Raw genomic sequence first — 18475 nt, 5'->3', positions numbered from 1 at the left:
AAACTTTCACTCCTTAAGGATTCCATTCAAATGAACGCGTTCGTTATTCCAATTATAGATAGTAGTAAGTAAAAAGACAAGCGAGTAAAAAGCAAAAATAGGCATATGATGGATGCCTATTTTTGCGTTGAACCCTATTACTTTTAATTTTTTATATCTCTTTATGATTCTATAATACTATTTCAGGAGCAATGTAGTCAATTTTAACTATTTTTTTAATTATTTAACGATGGCGTAAAATACTTAATAATTATTTTATTATCGGAAAAAACTCTAATTTAATTCCTCTGCTTTTTCGATGACCTTTTTCATCTTTTTTGCAAATTCTTTTCGTGGGATCATTACGCTATGTCCACAACCAAGGCACTTAATCCGAATATCCATGCCTAAGCGAATCACTTTCCATCGATTCTCTCCACATGGGTGCGGTTTTTTCATTTGTACAACGTCATTTAAACCAAATTCTTTTTCCATTTCGGGCTCCCCTTTTTTTCTATCATTATAACTAAAAATTAAAGCCCGCGCTCTCTATTTTCTCTAAATAATTTTTCTTTATCTTCATTGGAATACATAACAAGCCGTGGCGCTGGTATTTCAATGCCTGATTTATAAAGTTTGTCCTGCATTTCTTTTCGAATAACTCTTTCTCCTGCCCATTGGAACCCAGGCAATGTATCTGCAATGATGCGAATTGCAAAGTGCGATACATCTAAATTCTGCACTCCTATTGTCTCCGGCACACCAACTATATATTCATACTTTTCCGGCAGCGTAATCGCTACCTGGTCAATAATTTTTTCTGCATCTGCAACATTACTCTCATAAGGGATATTAATATCAACTACAGCAAGCCCATTATGAAGGGAATAATTCGTTACTTGTGTAACATTTCCATTAGGTAAAATATGCATTTCACCTGTCCAGCTCAAGACCTGTGTTGTTCGAAGTCCAATTTCCTCTACTGTTCCCTCCACACCGGAAACAGCTACATAATCTCCAACTGAGAATTGATCTTCAAAAATGATAAAGAATCCAGAGATGATATCCCTGACCAGGTTCTGTGCACCGAAACCAATTGCCAAACCTACCACCCCAGCACCTGCGAGTAGCGGTCCAACATCAAAGTTAAATACACCTAAAATCATTACGATTGCCATGAAGTAGACAACATATGCAACTACATTTTTAATTAGTTTTTTAAGCGTTTTTTCACGACGTTGTGAAATCCGAATGGGACCACTTGTCCTGTTTGTAAAAGTCTTATCGACCAGTGACCTCGTAACCTTCACGATAGTTATTGCGATGATAATAATAACGATAATTCTTAAGAAAGCTGTGATCAATGTAGTCCATAATTCCGGACCTGTTATATATGTCCATAATACTGATAATTGTTCATTAATTATTTCCATTTCTATCCTCCAAAATTCAATTACTTCCATTTGTCCAGCTTACTCCATAGTGGATATAATAATAATCTGGCTAATATATACAAATTAAGTATCCCATATATGGGGTATATAAAGCTAATTAATGTTGAAAATCCAAATGTAGTTAGTGGAAGCATTAAAACTAACGTACCAATAGCTATTGACTGTAATGGTTTCTGAAAATACTCTTGTAATCTAGTAACAATCCCCAGCATCCCAGAAGCTGCTGTTGTAAAAATAGCAAACCACAAGAGAATCGACATAAAAATCAGTATCTCAAATGGGTAATGCTTTAATATGGCAAACAAAGGAATTTCATACAAAAGGATTTCATCTGCAATTTGAATTAGACTATTGTTATAAATATAGGAAATGCCACCGAGACAAATGCCGCTACCCAAGCAGGCAATCATGATTTCCTTTTTCGAATGAACCTTACTCCCAATCGCTCCAAGAACTGCTACAAGTGGTAAAATATTTAAAGCTGTAAATGGAAAGGCAGCCATCCAATTTCGTTGTTCATGCCAATGCGAGAACAACGCCAATTCCTGATCGATGGTGAACATAATTAGAATATACAGCATTCCTCCAAGGAGAATCGGCAGGATGAACTGGTTTATGCTTAAAAGCCCATTAACTCCCTTACTGAATAATAAAACCAACGCTATAACAATAATACCTATTCCCATCCAGTAGGGGAAATTAAACGCCTGACCGGTTGCGCCACTACCAGCAATCATGATGACTGTCGTTGTAAATAAATACAATAAAATCATAACATCAAATGCACCGGTTAATCTTTTCCCTACAATCTCCTGAAGTACCGGTAAGTAATGAGGTGCTTTCAACTTATGGCTTATATTCATAATCACCGAACAACAAATTGAAAATAATACCGTAAATAATAATATAGCAAGTCCACTTTCATGTCCAAAAAATTGCCATAATTCCCTGCCCGATGCATACCCAGCACCAATCGTTGTACCAATTATTAAAAACATCCATTTAAAGCCAGCTCCCCACATTTTGCTTCCTCCAATATTTTTAATATTCGTATGTATAGTTCGTTAAAAAAATCCGTATACTATACCAATATGTTTCGGGAGGATAAGCTATGAATCTAAACAATCGATTTGACAAATCTGCTGATTATTTCCGTATGCCACATACAGACGCTGAGCTTTCTATTTTAATGAGCGAAAGGATTTTATCCTGGTTTCCGGAAATCCCTCGTGAATATGTAATACTCTGTATAGGAACCGACCGTTCTACAGGAGATGCACTTGGTCCATTGGCCGGTACATTTTTTCAAGAAACAAAACCAAAACATATGCAGATTTATGGCACACTACGTAAACCGGTACATGCTGTTAATTTACATGAAGCAATTGATAGAATAAAAGAAAACCATAGGAACCCCTTTATTATCGCAATTGATGCTTGTCTCGGACGGAATGCTTCCATCGGGCACATAATTACAGAAAAGGGTCCATTACAGCCAGGATCTGCTTTAAATAAATCCCTACCTGCAATCGGAGATATAAGCATTACTGGAGTTGTCAATATTAGTGGATTTATGGAGCATTCTATTTTACAAAATACTAGACTGTCAATTGTTATTGATATGGCTAGAGAAATATCTAAAGTTTTGGATAGCGTTGATCGGCGTTTAACCTACCATTTATCCCCTACTGTTATTATTTCAAAGGGCCAGAAACCCAATAAATGGACCGTCTGACTTTGTATGCAACCGATTAAAGACAGCAATGTATGAACGATGAATGATTACATACAAAAAACACACACGTTATTAATTACAATTAACGTGTGTGTTTTTGTATATCTATCCTCTATTTCAATCCTATTTTTAGTGAATTATAAGTTGATAAATATAATAAATACATCCCACAGTTGCTATAGCAGGCAATAGATTACCTATTCTGATTTGAGTTATCTTTAGGAGATTTAAACCAATTGCTACAATAAGTAATCCGCCTACTGCAGTCAATTCGACAATCATTCCGTTCAAAAATGACTCTGGTATCCATTTTTCAATTTGCGTTGCCAACAAGGCAATAGCACCCTGATAGAGAACGACTGGTATAACCGATAGAATTACTCCAAAACCCAAAGTAGTTGTCAATACAAGTGCAGCAAATCCATCAATTACACCTTTGGTTATTAACACTTCATGGTCGCCTCTAATACCGCTATCCAAAGCTCCGATAATGGCCAATGCACCAATACAAAATATTAATGTAGCTGTAATAAAACCTTGCGCTACACTAAATTCACTTCCTGATGACGTAAATTTACTACCAATCCATTGACCAAGTCTATTTAACCCCTCTTCCAAACGAATGATTTCACCAATAATGGCACCAGATAACAAGCTTAGGAGAAGAATAATGATCTGTTCAGTCACAAATGCCATTTGCAGACCTATTAACACTACTGCCAGACCTATACCTTGCATCACTGTTTCTTTATACCTTTCAGGGATTTTGGTGAAAAATAATCCAAAAATACTTCCTATTATTATTAATAGTCCATTTATTAATGTTCCAAATAAAATCATCGCTACCTCTCCAACATATGTATTCGTAATACTCTTGCTAACGAAGAATGTTCCACGTGAAACATTCTTCGTTAGCAAGAGATGAAAATTCAAAACCAATTAATATAGCATTTCATCCGACTTCAGATTCAGCCTCTCGAAGCACCCACTTTATTTAGACAATTACTTTCACAAAAGGTTTTTTCTATATTATTTTGTTACATTTGTTGCATTATAATCCTCGTAGTTGAGATAAAATGTGAACTAGGATAGGAACTTCGGCGACCGCTCTAGGAAATACACTGCGCTTTTCGCGGGCGTCTGGTGAGCCTCCCGCAGTCAAACATGTATCGCAATGTGTCTATACTAGTTCTTAATATAGTACGCCAGCTATATTCTATAAGAATTTTTAATTAGGCACTGTCTCTTTTTTACGAATGAGCTGCGTCTACTTTATTATTGCCTTTTTTCCCTATTTCAGAGGTTTGTTTTCATGGTAGAAGTCTCCGTGTATTTCACAGAGCTGGTATTAAGCCTACAAAAGACTAACAGCTTAGTGATATTAGATAGAAATCGTATCACAACTTCACCAGTCCGGGTGAGCGGCGGGCGGTGACTCCTGCGGGAATAGCACGTGTCCGAAGACCCCGCAGAGTGGGTTTCTCGAGGAGGCTGAGGCCGTGCCCGCGGAAAGCATCCGCCCAGAGCGATCCCGGACGGCGGGAAAGGCAGTTACTTCGCAGTTTATTTACTCTTTATGAAATAACAACAATCCTTTTCGGTGGGATGATTAAGTGCTGTCTCAATCTTCTAGCCAACCTTTAATAAAATAAACTAAAAGACTGACGATTGCTTTGTCAGCCTTTGTGATAGATGTCTATTTATCCAAAAATTCAATGATCCGGTTTAAATCTTCATCATTATAAAACTCAATTTCTATTTTCCCTTTGCGTTTACCTTTATGAATATTTACGGCTGTACCTAATCGTTCTCTCAAAGCAGTTTCTCTTTCCTCAATAAAAACATCTTTTTTTGGCTGTTCCTTTTTTCTGGAAGGTCTTTCATTTAATTCTATAATTAACTTTTCAACTTGTCGTACATTTAGCTTTTCCTGCCGAATTTTATTAACAAACGGCATTATTTTTTCCTTATCTTTTAATCCAAGTAAAGCACGACCGTGCCCCATTGATAAGTCTCCGTTATTTATATAGGCAACTACCTGATCTGGGAGGGAAAGTAAGCGAACAATATTCGCAATATGAGATCTGCTTTTACCCAATCTTTTTGATAATTCTTCTTGCGTAACCTTCAGCTCACTCATTAAATTCGCATAGGCATGTGCTTCTTCTATCGGTGTTAAATCTTCACGCTGCAGGTTTTCCAACAGTGCAATTTCCATCATTTTTTCATCGGATAAGTCCTTTACGACGACAGGAATGGTTTCCAGTCCCGCTTCTTTTGCGGCACGTAACCGTCTTTCACCAACAACGATTTCATAGCCTTTGATACTTTTCCGTGCAATTAACGGCTGAATGATACCATATTCTAAAATTGACTCTTTTAATTCCTCAATTGCATCCGCATGAAATGTTTTTCTGGGTTGATACGGATTTGGTCTACATTCTGTGATAGCAATTTCTTGAATGGAAGCATCTTCTTGTTTTTCAATTTCAGGAAAAAAGGCGTTTAACCCTTTACCTAACCCTTTCGCCATTAGCCATCACTTCCTTCGCTAATTCAAGATAAACTTCGGCACCTTTGGACTTTGGATCATAAATAATGATCGGTAAACCGTGACTTGGTGCCTCTCCCAACCTTACATTTCTCGGTATGATTGTTTTATAGACTTTATCCTGAAAATATTTCTTTACTTCTTCAATGACTTGAATTCCCAAATTCGTTCTCGCATCGAGCATTGTTAGCAGCACACCCTCTATCATAAGATGTTTATTTAAATGCTTCTGAACGAGACGTATCGTATTTAATAATTGACTAAGTCCTTCCAATGCATAGTATTCACACTGAACAGGAATCATTACCGTATCTGAGGCAGTAAGTGCGTTAATCGTTAATAACCCTAGTGATGGAGGACAATCTATAATTATATAATCATACTCTTCTTTTAAGCTTTCTAGAGCCTTTTTCAATCGTATCTCTCTTGAAATAATAGGAACCAACTCAATTTCAGCACCAGCAAGCTGAATCGTTGCAGGTATTATATCTAAGTTGCTTACATTTGTTGGAATTACAACCTCTTCAGCAGGTAAATCTTCAACGAGCACATTATAGATACAATTACTGACATCAGCTTTGTTGATTCCTACCCCACTCGTTGCATTTCCTTGTGGATCCGTATCAACAAGCAATACTTTATTTCCTAATGATGAAAGGCATGCACTAAGGTTTACTGATGAAGTTGTCTTTCCTACACCACCTTTTTGATTTGCGATGGACATTATTTTCCCCATGTTGACACCTACCTAACTATATAAATACTATATTATCATTATTTTCACCAAAAGGACTATTAATTTTACAATTTTAAAGAAATAGTATATTAATCTTTTCATGACTAACCACTACACAGAAATACCCATCTTGAAAGATATAAGATGGGTATAGATTAGATAAAATATAATAAGATTATTTCTTTTTTGGTATTTTTATTGTGATTTGATAATAATCATCATGTTCTTTTTCATCGGACTCTACATCTACACCCGTATCCGATACCATACTCAACGACTGACGAATCGTATTCATTGCTATACGAATATCTTTATTAACACCTTTTAATTTTGGGCGTTTTCTCTTCGGCTCTTTCGGTTCATTTATTTTAGCTATACGTTCTTCTGTTTGCTTTACATTAAGATCGTTATCTATAATCGCTTGCAGGACTAATAATTGTTTTTCCTTGTCCCTTAATTTAATTAAAGCTCGTGCATGCCGTTCCGTTATCCTTTTATTCAATAAAGCTGACTGTATTTCCTCGGGAAGCTTTAACAACCTGAGCTTATTAGCAATTGTTGACTGGTTTTTCCCCAGTCGTTGAGCTAAAGCTTCCTGTGTCAGTGAATGCAATTCAAGGAGCTTCGCATAAGCATGTGCTTCTTCAATAACCGTTAGCTCTTCCCGTTGCAGGTTTTCAATTAATGCAACAGAAGCAGTTTCTGAATCAGACATGTCTCGTATTATTGATGATACCTTATCCCAACCTAAAAGTTGAACAGCTCGCCATCTACGTTCACCAGCGATAATCTCAAATTTTCCCTCGTCTATTTTTCTAACGACGATGGGTTGAATCATACCATGCGTTTTAATAGTTTGAGCCAATTCCTTAATTTTTTCTTCTTTAAAAATGGTCCTTGGCTGAAAACGGTTTGGTTGAATGTTCTCTATTTCAAGTTGAATCACTTCATCCGGAGTATAACCTACTTCGTCCGGTTCAGGACTCCCCTTATCCCCCATACCAAATATCCGATTAAAAGGATGTACCACTACCTGACACCACCTTCATAATTTAACAATATAAACTAGTTTTCTATCTATGTATAAAATTGTTTCACGTGAAACAATTTGAATAATTTAATAAATTAATATAAAAATAGTATAGCATAATAATCTTTCATTAAGAAAAAACGCCACAGCATTGCTGCTGTGCGGTAGAATGCATGATTAATAAACCTATTTTACCATATCTGACCCTGAAAAAGTAAAGAATAGTTTAATGCTTTTACGATTTATTTAATTCAAGCATAAAATAAGGAATCATTCTATGGGTTCTTTATTTGGCAGACCTGCTTTTCTTGGATATTTCTTTGGAGTTTTTCTCTTTTTATTTATAATAACAATAGAACGCTCACTTTCTTCTTGTGGAAGTTTGAAGGTGTGGAACGCAGCTGTTTCTCCACCCATCAATTCAATTGCATTCTTTCCATCATGAAGTTCATTCTTAGCCTGAGACCCTTTCATTGCTATAAAAACGCCATCTTTCTTTACTAGTGGTAAGCATAATTCACTAAGTACAGACATTCGAGCTACTGCCCTTGCTGTTACAACATCAAATGACTCCCGGAATTGACTGTTTTTTCCAAAATTTTCTGCGCGATCATGATAGAAAGCCACATCTGACAATTTAAGCTGGGCTGCTAAATGGTTAAGGAACCCAATTCTTTTTTGAAGTGAATCAACAATCGTTACCTTCAATTGAGGAAAACATATTTTTAATGGAATACTTGGAAATCCTGCACCTGCACCAACATCACAAATTTGAAGCTCCTTATTCATATCATAATAAAAGGATGCTGTGATACAGTCAAAAAAGTGCTTTAAATAGACTTCTTCTTCATCAGTAATTGCAGTTAAATTAATTTTCTCGTTCCATTCAACCAACGTTCTAAAATATATCGAGAATTGCTGTTGTTGGAAACTATTTAATTCAATTCCTTGTTCTTTTAATGCGGTTACAAATTGTTCTGGATTCATTAGGATATCTCCTTCTTCGTAATTGAAAGATAGCAGCGTATTACGTTAATACGCCGCTATTTTCAAGTCTCTATCCATTTAATTAGTTTGCGATACGAGCAATACTTCCTTGTTGAATATAAACAAGTAATATAGATACGTCGGCTGGGTTGACTCCTGAAATTCTGGAAGCTTGCCCTACTGACAGTGGGCGAACTTTTTTGAGTTTTTCCACTGCTTCCGTAGCTAGACCATGAATATCATCGTAATCGATATCTACTGGTACCTTTTTATCTTCCATTTTTAGCATACGTTCAACTTGTTCTCTTGCCTTTTTAATATAACCTTCGTACTTAATTTGAATTCCTACTTGTTCTTTTACCTCATTATTAATTTCAGTATTACTTTCAATCATCCGATCAATTATTTCATAACTAAGCTCAGGGCGTTTCAATAAATCATATGCTTTAACCGCTTCTGTTAAGGGTGAAGCACCGGCTTCTACCATGATTTCATTAACTTCATCTGTTGGCTTAATTGTAATTTTGCTCAGACGTTTTTTCTCTTCTTCAACAAAACGCTTTTTCTCAACAAATTTATTATAACGGTCATCTGAAACAATTCCAAGAGTATGCCCTAATTCAGTAAGTCGCATATCGGCATTGTCATGACGCAATAGCAATCTATATTCTGCACGTGATGTCAACAAACGATACGGGTCATTTGTACCTTTTGTTACAAGATCATCAATCATAACACCGATATATGCTTGTGCTCGGTCTAAAACGACCGGATCTTTCCCAAGAATTTTAGCAGCAGCATTAATCCCTGCCATCAAGCCTTGGCCTGCAGCTTCCTCATATCCCGAAGTTCCGTTGATTTGCCCTGCTGTATACAAACCAGGGACTAGTTTCGTTTCTAACGTTGGCCAAAGTTGGGTCGGCACGATAACATCATATTCAATTGCGTATCCTGGACGCATGATTTGAGCATTTTCCAGACCTGGAATTGTTTTAAGCAACTCATGCTGAACATTCTCAGGAAGTGATGTTGATAAACCTTGGACATACACTTCTTCCGTATCCCTACCCTCTGGTTCAAGGAATATTTGATGGCGCGGCTTATCATTAAAGCGAACAATTTTATCCTCAATGGATGGACAATAACGTGCACCCGCTCCACGTTTTGCACCAGAATACATCGCAGAAAGCCCTAGATTATTATTAATAACCTCGTGGGTAAATTCATTTGTATAGGTTAGCCAACACGGAAGCTGTTCTACCATTTGATCAGCTGTATCATGGGAGAAATACTTTGGATTTTCATCTCCAGGCTGAATCTCCGTTTTTGAATAGTCAACTGTATGACTATTTACACGTGGGGGTGTCCCTGTTTTAAAACGCGTTATATCAAAACCTAAGTCTTCCAGGTTTTTAGAGAGATTAACAGAAACTCGTTGATTATTTGGTCCACTTTCATATTCCAAATGACCCATCAATACTTTTCCGCGCATAAATGTACCGGTTGTTACGATAACCGCATCCGCATAGTAAGCCGTTTTTGATTCCGTAATAACCCCTTTACAAACGCCATCTTCAACGATTAATTCATCTACCATCCCTTGACGAACTGTCAAATTCTCTTCATTTTCTACTAACCTTTTCATTTCTTTCATATAAATAGGTTTGTCAGCCTGTGCACGTAATGCTTGTACAGCTGGACCTTTTCCTGTATTTAACATTCTCATTTGAATATAGCTTTTATCTATTACTTTGCCCATTATTCCACCAAGGGCATCGATTTCACGTACAACAATTCCTTTTGCAGGACCACCAATTGATGGGTTACACGGCATAAAGGCTATCATATCTAAATTCAACGTAAGCATTAATGTTTTTGCGCCCATGCGTGCAGCTGCAAAACTAGCTTCTACTCCGGCATGGCCAGCACCAATAACAATTACATCATATTTGCCTGCATCGTATGTCATCTTATTTCATCCTTTCAAATTTTTTTATTTATTTACCTAAACAGAACTGCGAAAATAACTGATCAATTAAGCTGTCACTCGCAGTATCTCCAATAATTTCTCCTAAAAACTCCCATGATCGAGTAACATCTATTTGAACGATATCCATAGGCATGCCAAATTCAATACCTTCCATAGCTTCCTCAAGCGCTTGTTTCGCCTGCTTAAGCAGCTGGATATGCCTTATATTGGAAACATATGTCATATCACCTGTATCAATATCTCCAGTAAAAAATGTTTCAGCAATTGCCTTTTCCAGTTCATCTACCCCTTCTTCTTCTATTAAAGAGGTGGTAATAATTGGTCTATTTCCTGCTAGTTCCTTTACTTTATCCATATCAAGCTTTTGATCCAGATCGGTCTTATTTATAATAAGAATGTATTCCAGTCCACTGACCGCCTCGAATAACTTCAAGTCTTCATCGGTAATTTCATCATTATAATTTAAAACAAATAAAATTAGATCTGACTCCTTCAATACTTTTCTGGATCTCTCTACACCAATTCTTTCAACAATATCTTCTGTCTCACGAATTCCAGCCGTATCAACTAATCGTAAAGGTACCCCTCTGACATTAACATATTCTTCTATAATATCACGGGTCGTACCAGGAATTTCAGTAACAATTGCTTTATTTTCTTGTACAAGTGTATTCATTAATGAGGATTTCCCTACATTTGGTCTGCCGATAATTGCCGTAGCAAGACCTTCACGCAAAATTTTCCCTTGTTTAGCAACACCCAGCAGCTGTTCAATTTCAGCACGAACTTCTTTCGTTTTCACACGCATCATATCATGGGTCATTTCTTCTACATCATCATATTCAGGGTAATCGATATTAACTTCCACATGTGCAACTGTTTCCAACAATTCTTGTCTTAGTCGCTGGATTAAACCCGATAAACGCCCATCCATTTGTTTCAGTGCAACAGACATCGCTTTATCAGTTTTAGCCCGAATTAAATCCATTACAGCTTCCGCCTGGGATAAGTCAATACGACCATGGAGAAATGCGCGTTTTGTAAATTCCCCTGGTTCAGCCAGTCGTGCTCCTTGTGCTAAAATAATTTCCAGCACTCTATTAACAGCAACCATTCCACCATGACAATTTATTTCTACAACATCTTCACGGGTAAATGTCTTTGGTGCACGCATTACAGAGACCATTACTTCCTCAGCAATTTCATTTGTCTGTGGCTCCATAATCTTTCCGTAATGAATGGTATGCGAATCAACATTATTTAAATTTTTCCCTTTAAAGATCTCTGCTGTTATTGAAATTGCCTCACGCCCACTCAACCTCACAATGGCTATTGCACCCTCACCAATTGGGGTTGATATTGCAGTAATTGTATCTGTCTCCATCTCCGTCACCTCCAATATTCTTCTTACTCTATCTATATAAATTAATATGTTTTATATTTTTAATGTCACTAACAAAATAGAATAACATAATTTACAATAAAAATAAAGTTATCCACATAAAAAATATATTTTATTATACAAAATATATTTATCCACATGTTAATAATTATATTTTTATATTTAAAGACACAAAAAAGCGTAGATAACTACGCTTTTTGTCAGGATTTTTTATTGTCTCTTTCTACTTCCTTGGAATTTCTTCGTTTTCTGCATGATCATCACGACCATTTTTTCCTTCTAATCGATCAATGGTTCCTTCCATATACGTATCGGAAACCTGTTCATGGGATACAGCCATACCTTTGGAGAGCTGGTCATTGCTATAGTAGTCGGAATACTGATACGTTTTGTCGGCAACAGTCTTGGCTTTTTCATCTATTTTCTTATCCATTTAGCACATCTCCTTTCCCTTACGAGGTCTTCAAAGCATTCATTATACTTGCAAGATCAACAAGTAATTCTGCTACTTCCTTTTCCTGCAAAAGAATTGGGATCTGATCATTAATTGTAATCATACAGGATTCACCCTGATTGCTTAAATATTGATTAAGCTGCATTAATTTACCCTCTGATAAATTAGATGCTGTTTGGAGGTTTTTAACCTGGGTTAGATAAAATGAATCCTGTAAGAGATCCAATTCTCCACTAAATATCTTTCCAGAAAAATTTCGCACGTTTTTACTCCTTCTTGAAATTCTAATTGAATATAGTTAGTATGCTATAAATTAAAGAAATGATTCATAAAAGGATTTAATATTAATATGTGCAAATTGAAGTTATTTAATCACAAAAAGACCCTGAAAAAAACCAGGGTCTTTTTATTTTATGATCTAAGGCTTTATTACAATATGCCTATGAGGATCCACACCATCCGAATAAGTGGAAATATCCACTTTATTCTGAAGTGCGTTATGGATAATTTTACGCTCAAAAGCCGGCATTGGCTCAAGAGCTACTTTTTTATTCATCCGTTTTGCCTTCTCAGCCATTTTAAGAGCCAGTGATTCAAGGGTTTCTTGTCTACGGTTTCGGTACCCTTCAGCATCCAAAGTAACCGTATAGTAATCCTTACTGTCTTTATTAATAGCCAAATGAACTAAATATTGCAGCGCATTAAGGGTTTGTCCACGTTTACCTATGATGATTGCAATATTTTCGCCGTCTAATTCATAAGTAACATGCTTTCCATTTACAGTAGTCGTGATTTCTACAGTTAGATTCATATTGCTGGTTACTTGTTTGATAAATTTTTCTGCTTCTTTAACAGGATTTTTGACAAGTGTGACTTTGACAATGGCGCGTTTCGAACCAAATATACCAAAGAAACCCTTTTTCCCTTCATCAATCACATCGATCTCTACTTGGTCCTTCGTGGTGTTTAACTGCTCTAATGCTGATTGAACCGCTTCTTCAACTGTTTGTCCGCTAGCAGTTATTTCTTTCACTATTTGTCTCCTCCATTACTTGTTCGTCATCATTGGTTTATTGATGAGAAGTACCTGAACTACCATAAAGATATTCCCGGTTACCCAATATAATGCTAAAGCAGCTGGGAAGAATAGAGCAAATACACCAATCATAATTGGCATTACATACAGCATAACCTGCATTTGTATCGCCATTTGTGGATTGCTTTTCATAGATGTATTTGTCGACATCATCAGCTTTTGCTGCAGGAATGTAAAAAGGCCCGTCAATATCGGTAAAATAAAGTATGGATCCGGTGAGCCAAGTTCAAACCAAAGAAAACTGTAAGAATTGATTTCATCTGTACGCATAATTGCATGGTACATGGCTATCAATATTGGCATCTGTACGAATATTGGCAAACAGCCAGCAAGTGGGTTTACTCCATTTTTTTGGAATAATTCCATTGTTTCCTTTTGAAGTTGTTGCTGTGTATTTGCATCCTTCGAACTATGCTTTTTCTGAATTTCCTGAAGTTTCGGCTGAATCTCCTGCATTGCTTTTGAACTTTTTAATTGTTTAATATTCAATGGCATTAACAGTGTACGAGCAAGTATTGTTACAATAATGATTGATAGACCATAACTGTTATTAAAAAATTCGGCTATTTTTATTATTACCCACGATAGTGGATATACAAAGATTGTATTCCAGATTCCTTCACTTTCTGGTGTAATCGGTTGATCTACTTCCATACAACCGGAAAGGATTGCTACTAAACCAATCATGGTTATAAGCAATAAATACTTTTTACGCAATTTATTTCCTCCTTAACAAAACCAACATCTATTCTAAATGCTATTTTATCCTAAACAAGTACAAGATTCTATCCTAAACTTATTTTTCCTTCATTTCTTTAATAATTTTTCTTTATACAACAGATGCGTCAAACTTTTTTTTATGTCTTCATAGCCCATATCCTTCGTAGGATTCCTTGCGATGATGACAATGTCTAGAGGATAGCGGATAGCAACTCCCAGTTCTTGAAAAGCTTGACGCAGATAGCGTTTTATTCTGTTTCTAGTTACAGCGTTCCCAATTTTTTTGCCGACAGATAGGCCTACACGAAAATGCTCCTGATCTTCTTTCTTCAAGTAATAGATAACAAGCTGCCGGTTGGCAAAGGTCTTTCCATATTTAAATGTGGATTGAAACTCTTTATTCTTTTTAATACGAAATTGTTTTTTCATCTCTATCACCTTTAATTACTGCATTACACCTGCAAGCCTGTAAGTTTTTATGTAAAAAGCAGCAGGAATCGCTGCTTTTATTCTTTCCAAATTTCGCTAAAAAAGCAGAAAAAAACCACTGATATTTCAGTGGCCTATGCAGATAATACTTTTCTTCCTTTACGACGACGGCGAGCTAAAACATTACGACCGTTTTTAGTACTCATACGCGCGCGAAAGCCATGTACTTTTTTGCGTTTACGATTATTTGGTTGATAAGTTCTTTTCATGTATCTTGCACCTCCCCAAGGGAACCCTTTTTCGATATCTAAATTTAAATAATAACTAATCCAGTAGACAGTCCTTGATATTATACGAAATATTACTACCATCTGTCAACATCCTATCCAAATATAAATTATCCACATACGCAGTTAGTAAAAAAATACCTTTACATTTCTATCCACAACAGGTGAATACAGGTTAATCACAAAATATAGTAGTGTGGATAGATTTAATACACAAGTAGTGGAATATGTGGATAACTATCTTAAAACCATTGCTTTATTACCTTTTTTTTGATATTATATTTATGTTTTCACCTGTGGAAACTAGAATTGACTTTTAAAGTTATGCACAATCTGTGGATAAGATGTGGATACTTGTTCACACGCTTCCTTATAACTTTTTCAACAAGGTTGTGGATAACGTTTATAACAATTTGCAAGTCCATGTCTATCACCTTTATCTATCCACACGTATTTTCTGCAAAAAAATTTAATTTTATATTCCCTATCAAATAGAAGCATCTATTATGATATGCCTTTCCATCTGCTTTAGATTGAGAGAGGCTTTTTCTGTCATCCAATTTCATTTATCGATGTTGACTGAGCACCCAGAGTATATAGAAGTCAACAACGCATGAATACTGGAGGACGTGGCAGGCTTATGTATTAATTGTTTTTATTTTTTATACTTTATTATTTTTGTAAATTATTTTGAAAGGAGTGAAATCGATTTTGGAAAACATCGAAGAACTTTGGGTTGCTACATTAGAAAAAATAGAAGAAAGAATCAGCAAACCCAGCTTTGATACTTGGTTAAAAAATACGAAGGCAGAATCTCTTGAAAAAGATACATTGATCATTTCCGCTCCAAACGAATTTGCTAGAGACTGGCTGGAAAATCAATATACTGAACTAATTTCTGAAATTCTTGATGAAGTAACTGGTACTAAATTAAATACAAAGTTTATTATTCCGGATTCAACTATAGAAATAGAAGATCTAAAGCCAGTGCCTAAATCGAAACCAAGTATGAACAGTACGGATACACCGAAATCAATGCTAAATTCCAAATATACATTTGATACTTTCGTAATTGGAGCAGGAAATCGATTCGCTCATGCTGCATCCTTGGCTGTAGCTGAAGCACCTGCCAAAGCCTATAATCCGCTTTTTATTTACGGTGGCGTTGGACTCGGAAAAACCCATTTAATGCATGCTATTGGACATTATGTCCGTGATCATAATCCAAATGCAAAAGTCGTTTATATTACTTCTGAAAAGTTCACGAATGAATTTATCAACGCCATTATGGAAAATAAATCAAATAACTTTAGGAACAAATATCGAACTATTGATGTGCTATTAATAGATGATATTCAATTTATTGCTGGAAAAGAATCAACCCAGGAGGAATTTTTCCATACATTTAATGCGCTGCACGAAGAAAGCAAACAAATTATAATCTCCAGTGATCGTCCACCAAAGGAAATCCCTACATTGGAGGATCGTCTGCGTTCACGATTTGAATGGGGACTGATTACCGATATTACACCACCTGATTTGGAAACAAGAATTGCTATTTTAAATAAAAAGGCAAAAGCTGAAGGTCTTGATATTCCGAATGAAGTCATGCTTTATATTGCCAACCAAATTAACACGAATATTCGTGAACTAGAAGGAGCTCTAATTCGAGTAGTTGCTTATTCTTCACTTGTTAATCAGGATATTGATGCATCACTTGCGGCCGACGCTTTAAAGGATATAATCCCAAGCAGCAAACCTAAGATCATTACCATTCAGGGGATTCAAGAAATTATAGGGGAAAGATATAACATACGTCTGGAAGACTTTTCAGCGAAAAAACGGACAAAATCAATTGCATACCCAAGACAAATAGCCATGTATTTATCCAGAGAGCTAACTGATTTTTCTTTACCTAAAATTGGTGAAGAGTTTGGTGGTAGAGATCATACAACGGTTATTCATGCACATGAGAAAATCTCCAGGTTATTGGAGCAGGATTCCGATTTAAATCGCGATATTGAGGATATTAAAGAAAAATTAAAGTCTATTTATTAAGTTCAAGAAACTATTATCCAAATTTGCTTGCAATCCGATTTTTATAAGAACGGTCCACATGTGAATACTGTTAATAACTGTGCAAAGATACAAACAAGTTATACACATGTGGAAAACTGTAACCATTATGGTAATTATTCACTTATCCACATAATCACAGTCCCTATTACTATTACTACTGTTTTTTTATAAATAATAATAAATAAAAGAACTTCCATTAGGAGGATATTTTCATGAAATTTATAATTCAACGTGATCAACTAATTGCAGGTGTACAGGATGTTATGAAAGCAATTTCGTCCAGAACCGTAATTCCAATTCTTACAGGAATGAAAATTGAGGCAAAACAACATGGCATAACATTAACAGGAAGTGATTCCGATATTTCCATCGAGTCATACATACCAGCCGAAGAAGACGGTGTCGTTCATGTAGAGCAAATTGAAGAGGGAACAATTATATTACAGGCTAAATATTTTCCTGATATTGTACGTAAATTACCGGAAAAAACAGTGGAAATTGAAGTAGATGCCAATCTGAAAGTAACAATCAGATCCGGAAAAGCTGAATTTAACTTAAATGGCCAAGATGCAGAAGAATATCCACATTTACCAAAACTAGAAACTGAAAACAGCTTTGAAATGTCCATCGAATTATTGAAAAGTATGATTAAACAAACGGTATTTGCTGTTTCAACGATGGAGACACGACCCATTCTAACCGGGGTTAATTTGAAATTAGCAAATAACGTATTATCGTTCACTGCAACAGACAGTCATCGTTTAGCTAAAAGGGAAATCCCTGTAACAGATGCGAATATTGAATTTCAACAAGTCGTAGTTCCAGGAAAAAGTTTAACTGAACTATATAAGATTCTTGATGATTCAGAAGAAACAGTGGAAATTAGTGTTACAAACAACCAAATCTTATTCCGAACAAAACATTTAAATTTCCTTTCTCGTCTGCTTGATGGAAACTATCCGGAAACGTCACGTCTCATCCCTGAGCAAAGTAAAACAAAACTCCAGGTGAAGACAAAAGAACTGCTCAGCACAATTGATCGTGCCTCCCTTCTTGCCAAAGAAGAGCGAAATAATGTTGTAAGGCTATTTACACAAGGTGATTCTGTTATTGAAATTTCTAGTAATTCTCCTGAAGTTGGAACTGTAGTAGAAGAAATATCTGTTGAACTCATCGAAGGAGAAGAACTGAAAATATCTTTCAGCTCCAAATACATGATTGATGCTTTAAAAGCAATTGAATACGATGATGTGACAATTGAATTTACAGGAGCAATGCGACCTTTCGTCATTCGCCCATTAAACGATGATTCAATATTACAATTGATTCTTCCGGTAAGAACATATTAAGTTATAAGATAATATGGCAACTCAGCAAAAAGCTCTTTTACAGAGCTTTTTTTCTTGTAAATCAAAAATAAGGCTAATTTACGCGTTTTTATCTGAATTGAGGGTATTACCTTCCCTTTCACTTAAAACTTTAGTAAAATAGGTTTATAGGACATTTAAAGATACGTTGATATAAAATAATACAGAATTTGGTGATA

Annotated in this window: 19 protein-coding genes; 3 read left to right on the top strand and 16 right to left on the bottom strand. The window is 35.8% G+C overall.

Features of this window, described 5'->3' with window-relative positions; all coding sequences use genetic code 11:
* Positions 1–273: 273 nt before the first annotated feature.
* Genes ACFOUV_RS10370 through ACFOUV_RS10360 form a run of 3 tightly spaced genes read right to left on the bottom strand, consistent with a single transcriptional unit; the run spans position 274 to position 2455 of the window.
* Positions 274–474 (bottom strand): DUF951 domain-containing protein, encoded by a 201-nt coding sequence (locus ACFOUV_RS10370; RefSeq protein WP_379496695.1) that lies wholly within the window; start codon positions 472–474, stop codon positions 274–276.
* Positions 475–512: 38 nt separating this feature from the next.
* The gene (locus tag ACFOUV_RS10365; RefSeq protein WP_379496694.1) at positions 513–1412 is read right to left on the bottom strand and encodes a mechanosensitive ion channel family protein; all 900 of its coding nucleotides are present in this window, start codon (positions 1410–1412) and stop codon (positions 513–515) included.
* 20 nt (positions 1413–1432) lie between these two features.
* The gene (locus ACFOUV_RS10360) at positions 1433–2455 is read right to left on the bottom strand and encodes a YkvI family membrane protein (protein ID WP_379496693.1); all 1023 of its coding nucleotides are present in this window, start codon (positions 2453–2455) and stop codon (positions 1433–1435) included.
* An 89-nt stretch (positions 2456–2544) separates the two neighbouring features.
* Here ACFOUV_RS10360 and yyaC point away from each other — a divergent pair, with 89 nt between their 5' ends.
* Complete coding sequence (gene yyaC / locus ACFOUV_RS10355; RefSeq protein ID WP_379496692.1) at positions 2545–3168, top strand: spore protease YyaC; 624 nt, start codon at positions 2545–2547, stop codon at positions 3166–3168.
* 129 nt (positions 3169–3297) lie between these two features.
* Here the strand turns inward: yyaC and ACFOUV_RS10350 are convergent, their stop codons facing one another.
* The 13 genes from ACFOUV_RS10350 to rpmH form a co-directional block, all read right to left on the bottom strand.
* The gene (locus ACFOUV_RS10350; RefSeq protein WP_379496691.1) at positions 3298–4008 is read right to left on the bottom strand and encodes a DUF554 domain-containing protein; all 711 of its coding nucleotides are present in this window, start codon (positions 4006–4008) and stop codon (positions 3298–3300) included.
* A gap of 856 nt (positions 4009–4864) precedes the next feature.
* Positions 4865–5701 carry a ParB/RepB/Spo0J family partition protein gene (locus tag ACFOUV_RS10345; protein ID WP_379496690.1) on the bottom strand — a complete coding sequence of 279 codons (837 nt, stop codon included), beginning with the start codon at positions 5699–5701 and terminating at the stop codon, positions 4865–4867.
* Complete coding sequence (locus tag ACFOUV_RS10340; RefSeq protein WP_379496689.1) at positions 5682–6455, bottom strand: ParA family protein; 774 nt, start codon at positions 6453–6455, stop codon at positions 5682–5684. Before ACFOUV_RS10340 ends, ACFOUV_RS10345 begins: the two co-directional genes overlap by 20 nt.
* Before the next feature lie 175 nt (positions 6456–6630).
* Complete coding sequence (noc, locus tag ACFOUV_RS10335) at positions 6631–7485, bottom strand: nucleoid occlusion protein (protein ID WP_379496688.1); 855 nt, start codon at positions 7483–7485, stop codon at positions 6631–6633.
* Between the two features lie 270 nt (positions 7486–7755).
* Positions 7756–8472 carry a 16S rRNA (guanine(527)-N(7))-methyltransferase RsmG gene (gene rsmG / locus ACFOUV_RS10330; protein WP_379496687.1) on the bottom strand — a complete coding sequence of 239 codons (717 nt, stop codon included), beginning with the start codon at positions 8470–8472 and terminating at the stop codon, positions 7756–7758.
* 82 nt (positions 8473–8554) lie between these two features.
* Positions 8555–10441, bottom strand: coding sequence for a tRNA uridine-5-carboxymethylaminomethyl(34) synthesis enzyme MnmG (mnmG, locus tag ACFOUV_RS10325; RefSeq protein ID WP_379496686.1), 1887 nt, complete (start codon positions 10439–10441; stop codon positions 8555–8557).
* Between the two features lie 28 nt (positions 10442–10469).
* Entirely contained in the window at positions 10470–11846 is a 1377-nt protein-coding gene (mnmE, locus tag ACFOUV_RS10320) for a tRNA uridine-5-carboxymethylaminomethyl(34) synthesis GTPase MnmE (RefSeq protein WP_379496685.1), read from the bottom strand.
* A 241-nt stretch (positions 11847–12087) separates the two neighbouring features.
* The gene (locus ACFOUV_RS10315; RefSeq protein ID WP_379496684.1) at positions 12088–12297 is read right to left on the bottom strand and encodes a YozQ family protein; all 210 of its coding nucleotides are present in this window, start codon (positions 12295–12297) and stop codon (positions 12088–12090) included.
* 19 nt (positions 12298–12316) lie between these two features.
* The gene (locus ACFOUV_RS10310; RefSeq protein ID WP_379496683.1) at positions 12317–12580 is read right to left on the bottom strand and encodes a hypothetical protein; all 264 of its coding nucleotides are present in this window, start codon (positions 12578–12580) and stop codon (positions 12317–12319) included.
* Positions 12581–12736: 156 nt separating this feature from the next.
* Positions 12737–13351: an RNA-binding cell elongation regulator Jag/EloR gene (jag, locus tag ACFOUV_RS10305; RefSeq protein WP_379496682.1), complete on the bottom strand. Its 615-nt coding sequence runs from the start codon at positions 13349–13351 to the stop codon at positions 12737–12739.
* Between the two features lie 15 nt (positions 13352–13366).
* The gene (gene yidC, locus ACFOUV_RS10300; RefSeq protein WP_379496746.1) at positions 13367–14101 is read right to left on the bottom strand and encodes a membrane protein insertase YidC; all 735 of its coding nucleotides are present in this window, start codon (positions 14099–14101) and stop codon (positions 13367–13369) included.
* 120 nt (positions 14102–14221) lie between these two features.
* Positions 14222–14563, bottom strand: coding sequence for a ribonuclease P protein component (gene rnpA, locus ACFOUV_RS10295; protein ID WP_379496681.1), 342 nt, complete (start codon positions 14561–14563; stop codon positions 14222–14224).
* Between the two features lie 134 nt (positions 14564–14697).
* On the bottom strand, positions 14698–14832 hold the full coding sequence (gene rpmH, locus ACFOUV_RS10290) for a 50S ribosomal protein L34 (RefSeq protein WP_010648907.1): 135 nt from the start codon (positions 14830–14832) through the stop codon (positions 14698–14700).
* A gap of 729 nt (positions 14833–15561) precedes the next feature.
* On the opposite strand from rpmH, the gene dnaA reads away from it, so the two are divergent.
* The gene (gene dnaA, locus ACFOUV_RS10285; protein ID WP_379496680.1) at positions 15562–16908 is read left to right on the top strand and encodes a chromosomal replication initiator protein DnaA; all 1347 of its coding nucleotides are present in this window, start codon (positions 15562–15564) and stop codon (positions 16906–16908) included.
* Between the two features lie 233 nt (positions 16909–17141).
* Positions 17142–18278 carry a DNA polymerase III subunit beta gene (dnaN, locus tag ACFOUV_RS10280; protein ID WP_379496679.1) on the top strand — a complete coding sequence of 379 codons (1137 nt, stop codon included), beginning with the start codon at positions 17142–17144 and terminating at the stop codon, positions 18276–18278.
* Positions 18279–18475 lie beyond the last annotated feature (197 nt).

This window comes from Oceanobacillus longus (assembly GCF_042650085.1).
Taxonomy (GTDB): Bacteria; Bacillota; Bacilli; order Bacillales; family Amphibacillaceae; genus Oceanobacillus; species Oceanobacillus longus.
This window is presented reverse-complemented; position numbering and strand designations above follow the sequence as displayed.